Here is a 17,868-nt window from a genome sequence, read left to right as displayed (position 1 = left end):
TGCCCGATTACTGCCCTATCCTACCCTGCCCGATTACTGCCCTTCGACACCCTCGTAGTCCGCGCCGCCCATGTAGAGACGCGAGACTTCCGGGTCGTCGAGGAGTCCATCGGCGTCGCCCTCGTAGGCGACGGTCCCTTGGTCGAGGACGTAGCCGCGGTCGGAGATGGCGAGGCCCTCACGGGCGTTCTGTTCGACCATCAGGACCGCCGTGCCGAGTTCGTTTACTTTCTGTACGTCTTCGAACACCGACTGGACGATGTTCGGCGCGAGGCCCGCCGAAGGCTCGTCGATGAGGAGCACGTCGGGTTCCATGACGAGCGCACGGGCGAACGCGAGCACCTGCCGTTGGCCGCCGGAGAGCGTCCGTGCCTTCGCGGTCCGCTTTTCGTCGAGGATGGGGAACTGGTCGTACAACTCGTCGATTCGGGCTTGCAGCCCTTCCTTACGGGCGACGCCACCCATCCGGAGATTCTCCTCGATTGTGAGCGAGGAGAAGACGTTGTCCACCTGCGGGACGTAGCCCATCCCGGTTCGGACGAGGTCTTCCGGGTCCTCGCCGGTGATGTCGCGTCCGGCGAGTTCGACCGACCCGGTCCACGGTTTGAGAAGCCCGAAGACCGTCTTGAGGACGGTCGATTTCCCCGCACCGTTCGGCCCGATGATACAGACGATTTCGTCGGAATCGAGGTGCAACGAGAGGTCGCGGAGGACCTGTACCTCGCCGTAGCCGCTGTCGACGGCCTCCACGTCGAGTGCGCGCTCCGTCATGGTCCGGCACCTCCGAGGTACGCCTCGATGACGCGGTCGTCCGACTGAACTTCCTTCGGCCTGCCTTCCATGAGCACCTTCCCCTGGTCGAGGACGATGATGGGGTCGGCGAGGTCCATGATGAATGGCATGTCGTGTTCGATGATGAGGAAGGTCTGGCCCTCCTCGTTGAGTTCGCGGATGAACCGCTTGATGTCGTTTGCGAGCGTCGGGTTGACCCCCGCAACCGGTTCGTCGAGAAGCAGGATATCGGGGTTCGTCGTGAACGCCCGCGCCAACTCGACGAGTTTCAACTGCCCGCCGGAGAGGTCGGTCGACGGTTGGTCGATGAGGTGCGCAATTTCGAACCGTTCGAGGAGTTCGCGCGCCTGTTCGATGTTCGCCCGCTCTTCGCTCGTGACGCCCTTGCCCGAGAAGAAAAGCGAGAAGATAGACTCACCGGCCTGTGGGCCGGGTCCGACCAACATCGCCTCTCGGACGGACATTCCTTCGAGTCGCCGGGGCGTCTGGAACGTCCGAACGAGTCCCTTCCGGGCGCGCTTGTGCGGTTCCAACTTGGTCACGTCTTCGCCGTTGACCATGACGCGTCCGTCGTCGAGTTCGTAGAACCCGGAGATGAGGTTGAACAGCGTGGATTTCCCCGCGCCGTTCGGGCCAATCATTCCCGTGATGGTTCCGCGTTCGACTTCGATAGACACGTCGTCGGTGGCGACGAGACCACCGAAGGCCTTCTCGAGGTCGACCGTTTTCAGTACCACGTCGTCCTTGCCGAGGGTTGCTCCCTCGTACGCGTCGTCGTTCATTGGTTGTCACCTCCGTTCGATGAGGAGTCTGTCGTGCTTTCGCTGGAAACGTTCCCGCCGTCAGACGATACCGACGCGGAACTGCCCGTATCGGCACCTCCTTTGTGTGCCGACGGCCAGATGAGTTCGTCCTTCGGTGGAAGGAGTCCGTCCTGCCGGAACCGCATAATGAGGATGATGAGGGCCCCGACGAACAGCAACCGAAGCGGTGCCAAGTCGAGTCCGAGCGATTGGATGAACCCGATGTCGTTGAGGAAGCGCGTCCCCTCGCGGATGGCGATGACGACGGCCGCACCGACGACGGCACCCCGGTTCGACCCGGTGCCGCCGAGGATGACGGCGATCCAGATGTAGAACGTCGTCAGGGGAACGAGGTCGGTTGGGTCGATGTAGAGGTTCAGGTGCGCGTAGAACGCCCCGGCGATTGCCATGATGACGCTGCCGATGACGAACGCCTGCATCTTGAACCGATACGTGTCCTTTCCGAGGGCCTTTGCGAGGTCTTCGTCGGACCGGATGGTCCGCAGGACGCGACCCCACGGCGAGCGGTGGATACGCCGCAGGAACAGGTAGACGAGCGCGATGAGAACGACGACGACACTGGCCGTCGTCGCGGCGCTGGTCAGCGGCAACCACGAAAGTAAGTTCGGGATGCCGCTGATGCCGCTCGACCCAGCGGTCCACTGCCGCTCGTTCAGAATGATGACGCGGATGACTTCGGCCAGTCCAAGACTGGCGATTGCGAGGTAGTCCTCGCGCAGGCGAAGCGTCGGGATACCGATGAGTATCGCGACGACTGCGCTGACGACGATGGCCGCGAGGAATCCGTACACTGGGTGCAGGCCGAGGCCGAGCGGGGAGTTCGGTGCTGTCAACAGCGCGGCGCTGTAGGCACCGAGTCCCCAGAACGCGGCGACGCTGAAGTTGATGAGTCCCGCGTAGCCCCACTGGACGTTGAGTCCGAGCGAGAGCAGCGCGTACATCCCCACGAGCGCGATTTGGAACAGCAAGAACCGCGGCCCGATGGCACCCGCGAGGACGCCGACCACGAGGAGCGCGGTGATGATTGCCAGCGTGGCGAAGATGCGCCGCTCGGTTGCGTCGCGAAGAAGCGTTTCGTTCACCCACGTGACGGGGCTACTCATCCGCTATCACCCGCGATTCCGCTCGGGCGAACAAGCAAGATTGCGACCATGATGACGAACGCGACGGCCGCGGCGTACCGCGACCCGACGGGGATGACGCCCCACTGGTTGAACAGGGGAACGAGTTCGTGGACCATCCCGATGACGAGTCCGCCGAGCATCGCACCGTAGACGGAGCCGATGCCGCCGAGAATGACCGCCGCGAACACGATAAGCAGGATGTCGAAGCCCATGCGCGGCCGGACGAGTTCTTCCAGTCCGAGGAAGACGCCGCCTGCGGCCGCGAGTGCGCCGCCGATGAGCCACATCGCGATGATGACTTCGCTGGTACGGATTCCGCTGACCCGCGCGAGGTCCGCGTTGTCGGCGGTCGCGCGCATCTTCCGGCCGAGTGTCGTCCGCGTCAGCGTCAGGTGGAGCGCCGTCACGAGCACGACCGTGAGGGCGACGACCACGAGGTTCCGCGGCGTGACGGCTACGCCGAACGATTCTTGAATCCACGGAATCGGTCCCTGCCGAGGAACGCCGTAGCGCTCGGCGTCGGTTCCGAACGAGAGGAACACGAGTGCTCGGTAGACGAGCGCTACACCGATACTCGAAATGAGAAGCCCGATAGATTCAGTCCCCTCCATCGGTTGGTAGATGAAGCGGTCGGTCAGTACCGCGATAATCGCCGCCGCACCCATCCCAATTACGAGTGCGAGGAAGAACCAGAGCGGAAGGCCGAACAAGCCCATGTCGCCCAGCGCCGGTTGCAGGACTGCCACCGAGAACAGCGCGGAGAACGCGCCCACGGTCATGAGGTCGCCGTGAGCGAAGTTCGCGAAGTCCGCGATGCTGTACACTAACGATAGTCCGATGGCCGCGAGCACGATAATGCTCGAAAACACCACGCCGTTGACGACGTACTGGAAGGGGCTAATCTGGAGCGGAATCACCGTCTCATCCTCCCCCAGTCGGTCGGATAGCGCGCAATCCGTGCGTGTATAGGCATAGTTAGCTCGTGATGTAGTCGCCGAAGGCGTACTCGTGTTCCTCGACGCTGTACACCTGGTAGAACCCCGGCGGGTCACCGTTCTCATCGAGGTCGACAGGACCGCTGACGCCCTGATAGTTGATGTCGCTCGGTGAACCACCGTCGCGGAGAATCGCCGCGGCCTCCTCGAAGTTGAACACCTCCTCGCCCTCCGGACGGGTTACGTCGCGGACGACATCGGAGAGCGCGTCGCCGGTGAACTCGTCGGCCGCCTCAACGGCGAGTGCCGCAACGGTCACAGCGTCGTAGGCGTAGGCGGACCAGACCGTCGGCGTCGTATCGTAGTTGGACTTGAACGCGGAAACGAAGTTCTGGTAGTTCTCCTGGTCCTTCGGAGCGCTTTCGGTGATACCCTTCATTCCGTTCATGCTGCCCGGAGGAGTGTTCTTGACGATGGAGTCTGCAATCGTCGACTCAGCGCCGTAGTAGTCAAACTGCGTGTTGTACCCTTGGTCGAACCCTTCGTTTGCCATCACGGTGAACTCGTTTGCGTAGGTGATGAACACCCACGCGGAGGCATCGGTAGAGGCCATCTCCGTGAGGATACCGCTGTACGACGACTGCCCCTGGTCGTGCGGTTCGTTGTAGGCGACGGTCCCGCCAAGCTCGGATTCGAACGTTTCCGCGAACACGTCAGAAAGGCCCGTCCCGTAGTCGTTGTTAATCCACGTTACGGCGACGGTGTCGTGGCCGTCGTCGTTGACGAGATTCGCGAGCGCGGTCCCCTTCGCCGCGCCGGACGGACTCATACGGAGAAGCTCCGGACGGGACGTCAGTTCCGGACTCGTACTGTTCTGACTGATTTGGACGACACCGGAACCCTTCGTGACGCTGTCGTGGATAGCAATAGAAACGCCTGAACCGACAGAACCGATGAGAAGCGGAACGTCGTTCTGGTTGACGAGCTTCTGTGCGGCGCTGACACCGCCTTGGTTCGTACTCTCGTCGTCTTCGACAGCGATGTTGAGAGATGCATCGTTCGAGCCGATGCCAACTTCGTTGACTGCTTCGAGTGCGAGTTCGCGGCCGCGAGTGTTGCGCTCGCCGTACGGGGCAAGCGATCCAGTGAGGGAATCGACCATTCCGATAGTATACGCGGAACCGCCGTTTCCGCCGTCGTCCGTGGTTGTCGTCTCTTCACCGCCACCACCGCCGTTGCCCTCAGTTGGTGTCGTATCGTCTTCACTTTCGAGACAACCGGCGGTCGCTCCGAGAAGTGACAGTCCCGACAACTTCAGCAGTGTTCTACGATCCATGTCCTGTGATGGCATGACAGGGAACTCTCGCCGATTGTCGTAAATATACCTTCAACCGACCATGGTCGGCTACGGGTCGAAAAGTAGAACAATTGACGTACAGCGGATTTATTCCAACAATATAAAGTCAGAATTATTTGGTAGGGTTCCCTTTTAGGGCGGCACTCACACAAGAGCGTTGCATGATTCCCCCCATCGCGAATAATTTCGTGGCGGGTGAGACGGCCGACAGTGCGGTCTCGCACGTCGAGTCGCTGAACCACGACGGTATCGCGGGGATACTAAACCTGCTGGGAGAACACTATTCTAATCGACAAGAGGCTGACGCCGACGCCGACGCGTACGTCAGTCTCGTCCGACAACTCGGGGCGACGAACCTCGATGGATGCGTCTCGGTGAAGCCCTCACAGATCGGACTCGACGTGAGCGATACTGCATTCCGCGAGAACCTCGACCGCATCGTCGACGCCGCGGCCGACGACGACGTATTCGTCTGGGTCGACATGGAAGATTATACGACAACTGACGTAACTCTCGACGCCGTCGACGACCTTGGACACCGGACCGACGGCAACGTCGGTGTCTGCGTGCAAGCGAATCTGAAGCGGACGCCGGACGACCTCGCTCGACTGGCTGACGTTCCCGGAAAGGTCCGTCTCGTCAAGGGCGCGTACAACGAACCCGCGTCGGTCGCACACAAACAGAAGTCGAAAGTGGACGAGGTGTACCGCGACCTCCTCGAATACATGTTCACGGAGTTCGACGACGGCGTCGCCGTCGGCAGTCACGACCCGTCGATGATTGCACACGCTCGCGACATGCACGACCAGTACGGCACACCCTACGAAGTACAGATGCTCATGGGCGTTCGCGACGACGCCCAGCGCGACCTCGCCGACGCCGATATCGAGATGTGGCAGTACGTCCCCTACGGCGACAAGTGGTTCCAGTACTTCTACCGCCGCGTGCGCGAGCGCAAGGAGAACGCGCTGTTTGCCCTGCGTGCGGTCACCGGACTCTAAAACGGTAACCGGGCAAACACGTCACTGCGGGTCTAGCAACTTCGATTCCGCCTTCCGTAAGTGTTCCAGAAGCGTCGTCTTCGAGATGTCCAACTCGGCGGCGAGTTCCCGGGTCGAAACCTCACGCGGCCAGCGGTAGTATCCCTCTTCGCGTGCGAGTTCGAACGCCTGTCGCTGACTCCGGGTGAGCGTGTCGAGTCGTCGCCCGCGTTCCGGTTCGGCACCTTCGGCCGAGGAGATGGAGGCGACGCGAATCTCCGCGCCGGTGTCGTCCATGACTGCTTGGATTCGGTCTTGTATCTCGTCTCGCGCGCCCGCGAACCAGACCTCCCACCGCTCTCGCCCGTTTTCGATCTGTGTGGGTGCGCCGTGGACGAACCCTTGTTTGAGCAGTTGTGGACAAATCATGTCGCTCGGGTCGTACTCCAAGAAGAACTCGCGTGCGACCGGCCCGGGCGCGACGTTTTTCCCACGGGAGTCGAATCGTTCTTGGAGCTCTAAGACGTCGCCTGTGAGTTCCGAGTCGGCGATAACGTCGAGGAGTAACTCTACTTCGTCGACCGATTCCCCGTATGCGGTGAACAACCCGTTCGACCGCTCGACGCCTGCGGTCGGAGCGTCGTAAATCGCGTGTGCGAGGATACCGCCGTCGTATTCGCTCGTCGCTTCGATTGCCCAGCAGTTCGGATGCCACAGGTCGAGCGTCAGGCGCGTGCCTTTCCCTGCCATGCGCTCGCTCATACACCGGCTTAGTACATGGGCATGTAAGACGCTGTCTATGGCCACGGGCGGGCCGACACGTATCTATGGTCACGTGGAGGTCCGCACCCGGGCCGATGTCTGTCTCTCCCTCCCATGGGAGGTGGCGGGGTTATTAATGTAAGTTCCGCAAATATCACCACTATGGCGCAGGACGAATATCGTCACTACATCAACGGCGAATGGACTGACGGGACCGGCGACGAGACGTTCGAAAGCAAGAACCCCGCGACGGGCGAAACACTCGGAACGTTCCGACGCGGTACACCCGAAGACATCGACGTAGCGACCGAAGCCGCCGACGAGGCGTTCGAGGAATGGCGCGAACTCTCGCATATCGACCGTGCGGAATATCTCTGGGACATCTACCACGAACTGCGTGACCGCACTGAAGAACTCGCAGAAATCGTAACCAAAGAGTGTGGGAAGGAAATCTCCGAAGGCCGCGCCGACGTCATCGAGGCCTACCACATGGTCGAGTGGGCCGCAGGCGACGCTCGCCACCCCAAGGGCGACGTGGTCCCCTCCGAGATTCCCGCCAAGGACGCCTACATGCGCCGCAAGCCCCGTGGCGTCGTCGGCTGTATTACCCCGTGGAACTTCCCGGTCGCCATTCCGTTTTGGCACATGGCCGTCGCACTCGTCGAGGGCAACACCGTCGTCTGGAAGCCCGCCGAGCAGACGCCGTGGTGTGGCCAGATTATCGCCGAGATGTTCGAGGACGCCGGTATTCCGGACGGCGTGTTCAACATGGTACAGGGCTTCGGTGACGCCGGTGCCTCCATCGTCGACCAAGAGCGCATCGACACCGTGCTCTTCACTGGCTCCGCGGAAGTCGGCCACGAGGTCGCAAGCAAGGTCGCTCAACAGCCCGGCACGCTCGCCGCGTGTGAGATGGGTGGCAAGAACAACATCGTCATCACCGAGAAGGCGGACCTCGACATCGCCGTCCACTCCGCCGTCATGTCGTCGTTCAAGACGACCGGCCAGCGCTGTGTCTCCTCCGAGCGCCTCGTCGTCCACGAGGACGTGTACGACGAGTTCAAAGAGCGCTACGTCGAGATTGCAAAGGATGTCTCCGTCGGAAATCCCCTCCGCGAAGACACGTTCATGGGTCCGCTCATCGAGGCTGAGCACAAAGAGAAGGTCCTCAAGTACGCCGACCTTGCGAAGAAAGAGGGCGTGAACGTTCTCGTCGACCGCACGGAACTCGACCCCGAGGAGATTCCCGAAGGCCACGAAGACGGCCACTGGGTCGGTCCGTTCGTTTACGAGGCAGACGCATACGAAGACCTCCGCTGTACGCACGAGGAAGTCTTCGGCCCGCACGTCGCGCTGCTCAAGTACTCCGGCGACATCGAAGAGGCAGTCGAGATTCAGAACGATACCGAGTACGGTCTCGCTGGAGCCATCATCTCCGAGGACTACCGCCAGATTAACTACTACCGCGACCACGCCGAAGTCGGTCTCGCGTACGGCAACCTCCCGTGTATCGGTGCCGAGGTTCACCTGCCGTTCGGTGGCGTAAAGAAGTCCGGTAACGGCTACCCGTCGGCCCGCGAAATCATCGAAGCCGTCACCGAGCGTACCGCGTGGACGCTCAACAACTCCAAGGAAATCCGCATGGCTCAGGGCCTCTCTGCGGACATCAAGACCAAAGACGAATAACCCGTCGCGTTCACTGCGACCACGGCCCCGCTTTTTTCTCTTTGTCCGGTGCGTCCTGCGAGATAGCTACAGTATCGGTGCTCGGGGAGCTAACACACTGAAGGTAAATCGTCGAGAGAGTACTGTCGCTCGATGGTAATCCATCAAAAGGCGGAGGCGAATATGCCTCCCGCCGAATCTCGTGTCACCAGTTGGCGAAGTGAGACGAGGGGGGAGTGCACCCCCACCGGGCTTGGGGGCGCGAAACGACGTGGCCACGTCGTTGGGTGCCGCAACGGACCCCGAAACGTTGCAGCGAGTGCGGCGGATGTGGAGTCGCCGACGTCTGGCGAGAAAAGCGCCTATTGCGTCGGCGAACGTGGATTCGGAGCCACAGTGTATAAACCCACCGCAACAATGGGTCACACACCCCGTGAAAATCCAACTCTCGCGGCTTCAGGCGGTTGCTTCGAGTTCGCGCCGAAGCGCCGCTTCGAGGTTGTCGAGTTCTCGGTCGAGGTTTCGCTCGAAGAACTTCTCGACACCGGGTAGTCGGCCGTCGACGACGAACTCGTTCACGAGGCGACAGCCGCCGTCGCTTGCCTGGATGGTGTGTTCGCCCGTCACTCGCATCACACGGGACTTGCCGACGAACTTGACGTGGGTTGGTTCCTCGACGACGATATCTTCGGTTTCGACGGTCACAGTCGACCGAACGAGTGGAATCGGCAATTCGAGATGCCACGTCGCGTGGCGGCCGTCCTCGGCGACGTCGAATCGGTCGACGACACTGATTGCATCCGCTCGTTTCGCAGGGTCAGCAATAAACTCCCAGACGCGTTCCCCGGCGGCATCGAACTCGAAGGTTCGTTTCACGCGGACGGTCATGAGATAGCATCACACCTCGACAGTAAAAAGCCGTGGAATCGCCTCAGCTCCGGGTGACACGCCATGTGGTAGAGCGGGCGCGTCCCCACTTTTCGATTTCTACGTCCTCGGACTTTTCGGCCAGTTGGGGCAGGCGAGAGCCGACCTGCTTTGCGGTGAGACCGATAGCTTCGGCGATGTTTTTCGCCCGAAAGTACCCTTCTCCACGGCTGACGCTGTCGCGGAGATAGGCGAGAATGCGTTGTTCCTCGTCGGTGTACTCAGTCATCCTCGAATCGTTTAGGGAATGAGCGTTCTTAACGGTTACTCGTTTGCGACTTACTGGAACGCGTGAGCGCCGCCCACAGCCAGCGAAGCGGCGGTGATTGCCACAGCAAAGCCGAGTGCCTTCGTTAACTGATCCGGTCCCGCAACCATCAGGCCTGCACCGACGAGCGTGAGCACGCCGAACAACGCCGCAAAGCCGATGGACTTGTCGGATTGCACCGTCTTGGTTTCCATATCCCCGACCTTTTCGGGCGTGTACTTAGTTCATTCGACACTGCTTATCGTGCGTCTGTATAACGCGGAGTTCTGACGAGAGATGTCACCGGACCGTGAAATTTGAATCATACGTTCGTCCGGATGCTATCACGAGGCAAATCCTCGCTCGTCCGTTCGACATTTGTACCACTAGTCTCGAGTGACCACAACGATGGGACTTATATCCGCACTGTTCGGCGGACGACTCCGAACCGCACTCGTTGTACTGCTCCTCGTCGGGGCGGGTGTCGGCGGGGCGTACGCCACAGGTATCATCGGCGCGCCGAGCGTCGACGGTGTCGACAACCGATTCGCTAGCGTCAATCAGACGACGACGGTCATCGGGACCGATATCCGCGTCTCGAACCCGAACCCGATTTCGGCGAACCTCTCCGGACTGTCCGTAGACTACGCTATCGACATGAACGGTCTCCGGATGGCAACCGGCGAAAAACGGGGAATCGCTATCGGTCAAGGAACGACCGCGGTTCCGCTTCGGACGACGCTTTCGAACGAACGCATCCCCGACTGGTGGGTATCGCACATCCAGAACGGCGAGCACACGGCGCTCCGCGTCAACGCGACCGTCACCTCCGAGACGCTCGGGAAGACCTTCGAGGCCCCGGAGATAACTCGGAGCATCGACACGGACCTGCTTTCGGCGTTCAACTCCACTGAAACCCGCGAGATAAACGCCGACAAACCGCTGGTCTCCGACCCGGTGTTGTACATCAACGAGACGAGCGCCGAGTGGGGCGACTCTACGGAAGAGCGCACGGCACTCGAACTCACCTTCGTCGTCCACAACCCCAAACCGTACCCGGTCGCCATCTCCGAACTCGGCTACAACATCTCCATGAACGACGTGGATGTGGGCGAGGGAACGACGGAATCCGAGTACGCAATCCCGCCGAAGACGACGAAGACAATCGAGGCGACGACCTACATCGAAAACGACAAACTCGACGAGTGGTGGGTGACGCACCTCGAACGCAATCAGACGACCGACCTACGCATCGACTTCTACGCGAAACTCGATGCTGGTGGCACGACGCTTACGGTCCCGCTCGATGCGCTGACCTACGAGAAGACCTTCGAGACGGACATCTTCGGCAACAAAGCGGCGTCGGGGACGAACTCCACGGCGGGTTCGTCGTCCGACGAGACGACCACGACTGAGGACGCGACTACGGCCGAAGAGACGACCACGACGCAATCATCCGACTCAACTACGACGACCGAAACGAGTACGGCAACCACGACGACAACGACGACAACGACGACTACCGCAACTACAACGACGACTACCGCAACTACAACGACAACCGAGTCGACTACCACCGCAAGCAACGAGACGACTACCGACGACGGGTTGTTGTAGCCCGTTTCGATAGCAAGGGTGAGGGCCTCTGCGGTCCACCGCGGTGATTCCTGACCCAGCCGACAAGATTTTACATTGTGCCGCGGTACGACTGAGTATGACACGGAGTACTCACTCTCCTGATCGAGTTCTTCTCCCGCGATGAGAATCCTGTAACCGTCGAGAGCGACGACGAAACAATTGTTGTCTCCTTCGGCGACCAGACGTGTGAATTGTCCCGTGATGCCGCTTCAGACCTGCAAGAAGCCATCGGCACGGCGCTGACCGAGAAACGCGAGTTCTTCCGCACGGCAGGCGAGTACCGCCAAGACGGGAGTTACGTCGTCTCCCGACGCGGCGCAGATTCGACTGGTAACGCGAAAGTATTCACCAGTTTCGACGAGCTGCGCCGCCTGTACAAGCGACTGCCGGAGCGCTTTACCGCCGACGACGTTGGCCGGACCGGTATCACCGGGTCCCGTCGCCACATGATAATCCGCCACTTTGGCGAGCATCCGGCGTTCGACTGCCGTATCGCCAGTCGGAATCCGTTGACGGGTGAAAAACAGTCGAGCGACACCGATACTAAAGACACAGTAGAATTGGTTGCCGACTGAGGGCGACTCGGTGCTCGACCGAGGGCGACCTATCGCCCGAATTAGTCGAGCGTGACGTGTTCTGACTCTTCGTTGAGCGCCAGGTTCGCCGCTATTTCGGCGTTCCGCATCGCATACTGCGCAGTCTGCTGGAGGCTCACGAGCACCTCGCGAATCTGGAGGAGTTGCTGGTTATCCATCTCCGGAAGGTCGTTGAGGATGTCGCGCTCGCGGTCTCGAATCTCGCGGAACAGTTCGCGGCACTCGATGGTGTGGTCGTAGTTACGCTCGACGACCGCCTTCACTGCAGTCGTCGTAATCTCGTCCACGTGGTCCGTGAACTCCCGGATTCGTCGCATCGTCGACTGGTCGACGTCGAGGGTGTGGCCGTCGGCGTCCATGACGATGTTGGCGATGTCCTCGGCGTTGTCGGCGGTCAGTTCGAGGTTCTTCGCCACAGAGCGGTAGCCGATGAGCGGGAACCCTGAGTCGAGACCGACGGCCCGTGCGAGGTTGGGGTTCTGGTAGGACGTGAAAATGAGACGAAGCAGCAGGACGAAAATCTTGTTCGCCTGACGCTCGCGGTTGAGTGCCCGCTGTGCGAGGTCGGGATTTCCGTGGGCGAGCGCCTTCACGGCTTCGCCGCGCATCGTGCTGCCCGTGTTCTCCAACCGTTTGAGGAGATTGTCGAGGCTGAAGTCCTCGGCGTCGACCGAGCAACGAATGGCGATTCGTTCGGGCGTCTCCTCGATGACGCCGAGACCCATAAGCTGCGTCTCGGCCTTGTAGACGGCGTTGATGTGGTCGGAGTCGAGTGCGCCTTCGCTCTTTTCGATGTGGATGACGCGCCGTCCGAGGACGTACTGCGCCACGATTGCGCGTTCGAGCGCCTCGGCGTTCAGATTATCCGCACGAATCGTTGCTTTCGAATCTTCGGTGCTGACCGACTCGGGAAGGACCGTAAGGGTTCCTTTACCGCTCGTTCGAATCGTCACCTCGTCCCCCTTGTCGACGTTGTGTTCCTTGGCCCACTCCGCTGGGAGCGTCATCGCCAGCGTGGAGGGACCGAGACGCTGGACTTTCCGGGTCTCCATGCCATGTCGAACCCATCCAATGACCTTAAATCTCACCATATGTCACTCCCTGTCAATAATAGTTATGAACCAGAATTGAACATCCCCACGAAACCTAAATCACATCGAGGTACAGCGGTTTGCGTCGTAGCAGTCGCAATCGACGCGGCCGAGTCACTCGATTTTCATCATCCGCCGCTCGACGCGGCCGACCCGAACTTTGGTCCAGCCCCGGAGTTCTTCATCGAGGTCCGTATCATCGGTGTCCACGCGGAGGACCGGAATTGTGTCGAGTTTCGACCGCGAGGCGACGACCGACACGTCACACCGCCGAATCACGTCGGGAGAAAGTTGCGGGTTTCCGCGGCCGAAGACGAAGCCCTGTCCACCGATGGGCGTGACGACGATGACGTTTTCCTCGCCGAGATTTGCGAGGATTTCGTCCTCAGTCGCGTCACGAACGAGGACTTCGCCGTCGCGATACACGTCGACGCCGAGTGGCGACCCGTCGATATCGAGTTCGGATTTGACCGCGCCGACAGTGCTTCCGGGACCGAGGACGTACGTGACGCCTTCGCTACTCCGGATGTCGTCGGCCACGCCGGAAGCGAGTGCTTCGACCGTTCCGCCGCTCGTCTGTTTCGACGACTGCAGGTCCTCGGCGACGGGCACGTGAGCGACCGCTCGAAGTTCGGGATGGACCTCCCCGGCGCGATAGTTGTCTTCGTCGATATCCATGACTTCGCGGGCTTCGGTCCGCTCGAACGAGGTTGCGATGTGTGCGGCGTCCTCCGGTGAGACGGCGAAGACGGACGAATAGACCTTCACGCCGGCGGGGACACCGAGCATCGGCACGTCGCTTCCGTCGAGGGCTTCGGCCACGTCGGCCGCGGTTCCGTCGCCGCCGACGAACAACACGAGGTCGACACCGGCCTCGACGAAGGCGCGGACGGCGTCGATAGTGTCTGCTGCGCTCGTCTCGTCAGTGTCAGGTTCGCCGAGTTCCTCCGGGTCGAAGCCAGCGTCACGGGCGACTGATTCCCCCATCCCACCACCCCACGCGAGAATCTCCGTGTCGGGGGCGGCGTCGAATAGCTGTGAGAGTGCCCGCCTCGCGCGGTCCGGCGACCGCGGCTCGGCACCTCGCGCTCTGGCTTCCTCGACTTTCCCATCGGTTCCTTTCAGTCCGACCCGGCCGCCCATCCCTGCAACGGGGTTGACGACGACACCGATTCGCATAGCTGAACGAACCCGCGCCCGCATGAAAAGCACCGCGGTACCCTGCTCGTTGTGTGGTCTTTGCGGACGACTCGTTCGGTCTCCGGTGACGACGAGATAGTGTTTGACTTGACTGTCGCCGGAACCTCACCGTTTAAGGATGGGTCGGAGCAACTGTCATCTATGATTCCGTTAGAAATGGCCGAGCAAGTACTCCCGACATCGGAGACGGCTGCTGTTGTGCTCATCGTGGGTATCCTGATGACTGCCGGGTGGCTCTGGTACCTCCAGCGCTGACCGGTCTACTCTTCTTCGAACAACTCGACTTGGGCTTCGAGCCACGCGGCTGCCGCGTCGACAGTCTCCTCGTCCGCACCCGCGAGTTTGACCCGGACGTGGTCGCCGGGATAGCTTCCGACCGTCACGTCGAACTGTGCATGTACTGTCTCGAATCGCTTGATGAGCGAACTCTCGGGTTCCGATGTGTGGACGAATCTGACGTGCGTCTTCTCGCCTGCGAACTCGTCGGCGACGCGGTCGAACATCGCTTTCATCTCGCCGGGGACGCCCGGAAGCACGTAGACGGAGCCGACAACCGCCCCGGGGGCGACGCCCTCGTCGTTCGGAAGCATCCGCGACCCGGCAGGGAGGTCAGTTGTCCCATCGACGAGGTCTGTCGCGGAGTAGCCGCCGTTGGTCTCTAACCACTCCGCTGCGTCCTCGCTTCGTTCCAGTGAGCGTCCAAAGGCGGCGGCGACGGCCTCCATGGTCACATCGTCGTGGGTCGGCCCGAGACCGCCGGTAACGACGACGACATCGTACTCGGCGTGATACTCGTTGACGATGCGGGCGATGTCGGCGACGCGGTCGGGAACCGTCGTCACTCGTTCGACGGTGACGCCTCGCTCGGTTAGTTCCGTGCACAACCACGTCGCGTTCGTGTTCACTGTGTCTCCGGCGAGGAGTTCGTCCCCGACGGTGACCACGGCGGCTTGCATACTCCCGAGTAAGGGTGTAGCGGCCAAAAAAGCGTCCACACCGGGAGCAGGACGGGAGTTCAGTCAGCGGTCGTTGTTTTCGACATCGAGCCCGAGTTCTTGGCGGCGCTCGCGGAGCGCCTCAATCTGCCGTCGGTAGTAGAGCATTCCTGCGCCACCGACGAGTACCGAGATAGCCGCGACAGCGCCGAAGATACCGAGGTCGCGCTGGAGGTAGAACTGCACGACGACGTTGCCGTCTGTGAGTTCCTCGTTCCACGTGATATGGAGTTGGTCATCGACGATATCCTTCTCGTATCCTCTCGGTCGGATGGAGCCGAAGACGGGGAAGTTGGCACGGCGGTCCGGTGGTAACACGACCTCGTACGTGCCGTCGACAAGGATAGGCAGCGAGAACCGCTTCGGTGTCGCCGTGGAGGTAAACGCGAGTTTCCCGTTGCTATTCGCGTCCGCGGGGAGCGTGACGTTCGTGATGCCGTTGCCCTGCGTCACGTCGCCGCCGCGTGCTTTCAGCCCCGTCCCGTTCACGACTGTCCCGTTGGGATACTGATAGCGAACCGACTCGACAGAAAGCGGCGTTCGACTGCCGAAGCCGTTGAACCGGTAGAGTTCGACGAACGACGAGTTCACATCGTAGACGGCGCGGAACTTACTGTTGTTCTGCACCGTGATGTGTGCATCCGTCTCTGCGTTCCATGCGTACGACCCATCGGGTGCCGCGTCCAGACGCTCGTTCGAGAGGCTGGACGTGCCACCGAGACACCCGGCGGTTACGAGGAGGAGGGCGAGTCCGGCGATGCCGACGAGGAGTCGCTTGTTCATCGTCTTACTGACCGATGACGCACTTCAGTTCCGCCGGCAGGTACGAACCGATGCTCGAAAGAAGTCCCGGCGGGTCGGTTTCGTCCCGGCAGACGATACTCTGTTCGAGCAGGCCGAGTCGTTCGACCGTCACGATGTCGTTCGCGTGTCCGGCGCGGTTCACCGTCGCGCGGACCTCGCCGCGAGTCGCACTGTTGACGTTGACGCGGCCGCTACCGCGAGTCCAGTCGTAGAGGCGGTCGATTTCGTCGTCCGCGAGCTTTGCGGGTTCGTCTTCGCCGCCGTAGACGAAGCGAAGCGGGACGTGCTGGACGAGACCGAAGCGGTCGCGAACCTGCGTGGCAGACCCGCGGCCAAGCCCGAGTTCCTCGGTCGGGATGCGGACTTCCTGTCCGGCGTCGAGGACGAAGCCGTCGTCGTCCCAGTGTTCGAGCGTTCCGACGTACGTCTCGCCGGCCGAGAGGTGCGGCGTCACTTCGCCCCATTCCTCGCGGAGGACGTTTCGTGCGACCGTCTCGTCGTCACCCGTAATCGTCACGGAGATGAAGTCGTCGTCGCGGACGCCGATATCGTAGTCGACGTCGAGGTCTCCGATGTCGTTGGCGACGAGCGACGTGAGGCTGTCGAGGGCGCGCTCGCGGGCGTCGCCGTCGATGTAGCATTTCGTTGCGAGTACGACCATTCAGTTTGTACCCGTCACTTCGACGTTCAGTTCGTCTCGAAGCTCTTCGATTCGTCTCTCCATCGCGTCAACGAGGTCTGTGTTGTCCATGGGTTCGAGCGGTGCGCCAGTTTCGGGGCACTGGAAGCCCAGTTCCATCGCCTCGGAGAACTCGAAGCGGATGCCGGCGGGTTCAGAGAGATAGAACTCGTGGTCGCGTTCGTAGTCGAGACGTTCTTCGAGCGCCTCCAGCAGTCGGTACATTTCCTCTTCGAGATTGTCTGGGATGTTCTCGTAGTGGAACGTCCAGAGGTAGGTGAGCCAACCGGAATCCTCGTCGCGGACGCGACGATACGACGCGAGGTCGTTTTCGTAGAGGATGAAGAGCGCGCGGCGAACGTCGTTGAGTTCGAGTCGCAACTCCTCGGCGAGTTCTTCGTCTGTGACCTCGCCGTCCGGGGGTGCCGCAGCGACCGGCATCCCAGTGGGCCCAACCAACTCGTGGAGGTACTTCTGGATAACAGGGTCGTTCAGTAACTCCTCAAAAGCCATTGTCCGAATTGGCGTCAGGAACGCCATTAAGTCTTATCACTCCCGCGTTGCGGAGAACCGCCTGCGGGCGTGCCGACTTCCCGACTACTCCTCGTCAGCAGGAACGACTTTCTTGCCCGTTGCCATTGGGACGACGCGATTTTCGGCGTCTTCCCACTCGCGGTCCAGTTCGCGACCGTCGAACAGGCGGTCGAGGAAGACGGCGAGACCGGCGACCTCCGAGTGTGGTTGGTTCGTGACCCCGACGTTCCAGTCGGCCTCGTCGTACACTTCGAACGGGACTTTCTCCCCGCCAACGACGACGAGCAGAGGTTCCTCGGCGTGCGCTTCGCGGATGTCTCCCTCTACGTCCTGAACGCGTTCGCCGTACATCGTGAGGTGGACAATTTTCCCGTCCCAGTTCCGAATGACGCCGTTGAGTCCTTCGGTCAGTTCAACCGAGAATGGGCCGCCGAACCGGCCGGTGATGTCTTCGACCGTGTCCATCGAGTGCCCGGCGTTGTCGGGGAGGATAACCCGGTCGGCACCGAGCGCACGGGCCGTCAGGCCGACGTGAGTCGTCATCCGGTCGTCCCGTCCCGGCCGGTGCCCGTACCGGAGGACGGCGACTTCGGGTTCGTCTTGCATGCTTCTTCGAAGACGGCGGAGGAAAGTGGTGCTTTCGGAACGCCGCCGCCACGAACACGGCCAAACCAGTCACACAGCCGAAATTTATGCCGGTGGCGGCCCACGTTCCCAC

General features: G+C 61.3%; 20 protein-coding genes. 4 read left to right on the top strand and 16 right to left on the bottom strand.

From position 1 onward, the window contains the following. Positions 1-33 precede the first annotated feature (33 nt). Genes HFX_RS05870 through HFX_RS05850 form a run of 5 tightly spaced genes read right to left on the bottom strand, consistent with a single transcriptional unit; the run spans position 34 to position 5,011 of the window. Entirely contained in the window at positions 34-771 is a 738-nt protein-coding gene (locus HFX_RS05870) for an ABC transporter ATP-binding protein (RefSeq protein ID WP_004572469.1), read from the bottom strand. Next, positions 768-1,574: an ABC transporter ATP-binding protein gene (locus tag HFX_RS05865; RefSeq protein ID WP_004572470.1), complete on the bottom strand. Its 807-nt coding sequence runs from the start codon at positions 1,572-1,574 to the stop codon at positions 768-770. Before HFX_RS05865 ends, HFX_RS05870 begins: the two co-directional genes overlap by 4 nt. Beyond that, positions 1,571-2,719: a branched-chain amino acid ABC transporter permease gene (locus HFX_RS05860; RefSeq protein ID WP_004572471.1), complete on the bottom strand. Its 1,149-nt coding sequence runs from the start codon at positions 2,717-2,719 to the stop codon at positions 1,571-1,573. Before HFX_RS05860 ends, HFX_RS05865 begins: the two co-directional genes overlap by 4 nt. Beyond that, the gene (locus HFX_RS05855; RefSeq protein WP_004572472.1) at positions 2,716-3,657 is read right to left on the bottom strand and encodes a branched-chain amino acid ABC transporter permease; all 942 of its coding nucleotides are present in this window, start codon (positions 3,655-3,657) and stop codon (positions 2,716-2,718) included. The genes HFX_RS05860 and HFX_RS05855 overlap by 4 nt, the downstream gene beginning before the upstream one ends. 58 nt (positions 3,658-3,715) lie before the next feature. Further along, on the bottom strand, positions 3,716-5,011 hold the full coding sequence (locus tag HFX_RS05850) for an ABC transporter substrate-binding protein (protein ID WP_049917423.1): 1,296 nt from the start codon (positions 5,009-5,011) through the stop codon (positions 3,716-3,718). Between the two features lie 182 nt (positions 5,012-5,193). Here HFX_RS05850 and HFX_RS05845 point away from each other — a divergent pair, with 182 nt between their 5' ends. Beyond that, positions 5,194-6,033 carry a proline dehydrogenase family protein gene (locus HFX_RS05845; RefSeq protein ID WP_004572474.1) on the top strand — a complete coding sequence of 280 codons (840 nt, stop codon included), beginning with the start codon at positions 5,194-5,196 and terminating at the stop codon, positions 6,031-6,033. Between the two features lie 21 nt (positions 6,034-6,054). Here the strand turns inward: HFX_RS05845 and HFX_RS05840 are convergent, their stop codons facing one another. Continuing rightward, positions 6,055-6,774, bottom strand: a complete 720-nt coding sequence (locus HFX_RS05840) for a helix-turn-helix domain-containing protein (protein ID WP_049917417.1) — start codon at positions 6,772-6,774, stop codon at positions 6,055-6,057. Between the two features lie 162 nt (positions 6,775-6,936). Here HFX_RS05840 and HFX_RS05835 point away from each other — a divergent pair, with 162 nt between their 5' ends. Further along, the gene (locus tag HFX_RS05835) at positions 6,937-8,460 is read left to right on the top strand and encodes an aldehyde dehydrogenase family protein (RefSeq protein WP_004572476.1); all 1,524 of its coding nucleotides are present in this window, start codon (positions 6,937-6,939) and stop codon (positions 8,458-8,460) included. A gap of 435 nt (positions 8,461-8,895) precedes the next feature. Here HFX_RS05835 and HFX_RS05830 read toward each other — a convergent pair whose 3' ends face one another. The 3 genes from HFX_RS05830 to HFX_RS05820 are packed head-to-tail and all read right to left on the bottom strand — an operon-like array spanning position 8,896 to position 9,828. Continuing rightward, positions 8,896-9,327 (bottom strand): SRPBCC family protein, encoded by a 432-nt coding sequence (locus tag HFX_RS05830; protein ID WP_004572477.1) that lies wholly within the window; start codon positions 9,325-9,327, stop codon positions 8,896-8,898. Positions 9,328-9,370: 43 nt separating this feature from the next. Continuing rightward, positions 9,371-9,595 (bottom strand): DUF7123 family protein, encoded by a 225-nt coding sequence (locus tag HFX_RS05825; RefSeq protein WP_004572478.1) that lies wholly within the window; start codon positions 9,593-9,595, stop codon positions 9,371-9,373. 50 nt (positions 9,596-9,645) lie between these two features. Next, positions 9,646-9,828 carry a DUF7525 family protein gene (locus HFX_RS05820; protein ID WP_004572479.1) on the bottom strand — a complete coding sequence of 61 codons (183 nt, stop codon included), beginning with the start codon at positions 9,826-9,828 and terminating at the stop codon, positions 9,646-9,648. Positions 9,829-10,021: 193 nt separating this feature from the next. Here HFX_RS05820 and HFX_RS05815 point away from each other — a divergent pair, with 193 nt between their 5' ends. Both HFX_RS05815 and HFX_RS05810 read left to right on the top strand, forming a co-directional pair. After that, complete coding sequence (locus HFX_RS05815; protein ID WP_004572480.1) at positions 10,022-11,230, top strand: LEA type 2 family protein; 1,209 nt, start codon at positions 10,022-10,024, stop codon at positions 11,228-11,230. 212 nt (positions 11,231-11,442) lie between these two features. Then, positions 11,443-11,826: a DUF7528 family protein gene (locus tag HFX_RS05810; RefSeq protein ID WP_004572481.1), complete on the top strand. Its 384-nt coding sequence runs from the start codon at positions 11,443-11,445 to the stop codon at positions 11,824-11,826. A 41-nt stretch (positions 11,827-11,867) separates the two neighbouring features. Here the strand turns inward: HFX_RS05810 and HFX_RS05805 are convergent, their stop codons facing one another. The 7 genes from HFX_RS05805 to HFX_RS05775 all read right to left on the bottom strand — a co-directional run bounded on the left by HFX_RS05805 (position 11,868) and on the right by HFX_RS05775 (position 17,756). Beyond that, positions 11,868-12,899, bottom strand: a complete 1,032-nt coding sequence (locus HFX_RS05805) for a phosphate signaling complex PhoU family protein (protein ID WP_004572482.1) — start codon at positions 12,897-12,899, stop codon at positions 11,868-11,870. Between the two features lie 153 nt (positions 12,900-13,052). Beyond that, positions 13,053-14,117 (bottom strand): ATP-NAD kinase family protein, encoded by a 1,065-nt coding sequence (locus tag HFX_RS05800; RefSeq protein WP_004572483.1) that lies wholly within the window; start codon positions 14,115-14,117, stop codon positions 13,053-13,055. A 281-nt stretch (positions 14,118-14,398) separates the two neighbouring features. After that, complete coding sequence (locus HFX_RS05795) at positions 14,399-15,094, bottom strand: competence/damage-inducible protein A (protein ID WP_004572485.1); 696 nt, start codon at positions 15,092-15,094, stop codon at positions 14,399-14,401. 63 nt (positions 15,095-15,157) lie between these two features. Next, entirely contained in the window at positions 15,158-15,916 is a 759-nt protein-coding gene (locus tag HFX_RS05790) for a DUF5803 family protein (RefSeq protein WP_004572486.1), read from the bottom strand. A 4-nt stretch (positions 15,917-15,920) separates the two neighbouring features. Next, positions 15,921-16,598 carry a DUF2110 family protein gene (locus tag HFX_RS05785; protein ID WP_004572487.1) on the bottom strand — a complete coding sequence of 226 codons (678 nt, stop codon included), beginning with the start codon at positions 16,596-16,598 and terminating at the stop codon, positions 15,921-15,923. Continuing rightward, positions 16,599-17,129 carry a transcription factor TFIIE subunit alpha gene (locus tag HFX_RS05780; RefSeq protein WP_004572488.1) on the bottom strand — a complete coding sequence of 177 codons (531 nt, stop codon included), beginning with the start codon at positions 17,127-17,129 and terminating at the stop codon, positions 16,599-16,601. A gap of 84 nt (positions 17,130-17,213) precedes the next feature. Further along, a complete protein-coding gene (locus tag HFX_RS05775) occupies positions 17,214-17,756 on the bottom strand; it encodes a tRNA (cytidine(56)-2'-O)-methyltransferase (protein ID WP_004572489.1) in 543 nt (180 codons plus the stop codon). Positions 17,757-17,868: the final 112 nt, after the last annotated feature.

The organism is Haloferax mediterranei ATCC 33500 (assembly GCF_000306765.2).
Taxonomy (GTDB): Archaea; Halobacteriota; Halobacteria; order Halobacteriales; family Haloferacaceae; genus Haloferax; species Haloferax mediterranei.
The sequence above is the reverse complement of the archived record's forward strand: the minus strand, read 5'-3'. Positions and strand labels throughout refer to the sequence as shown.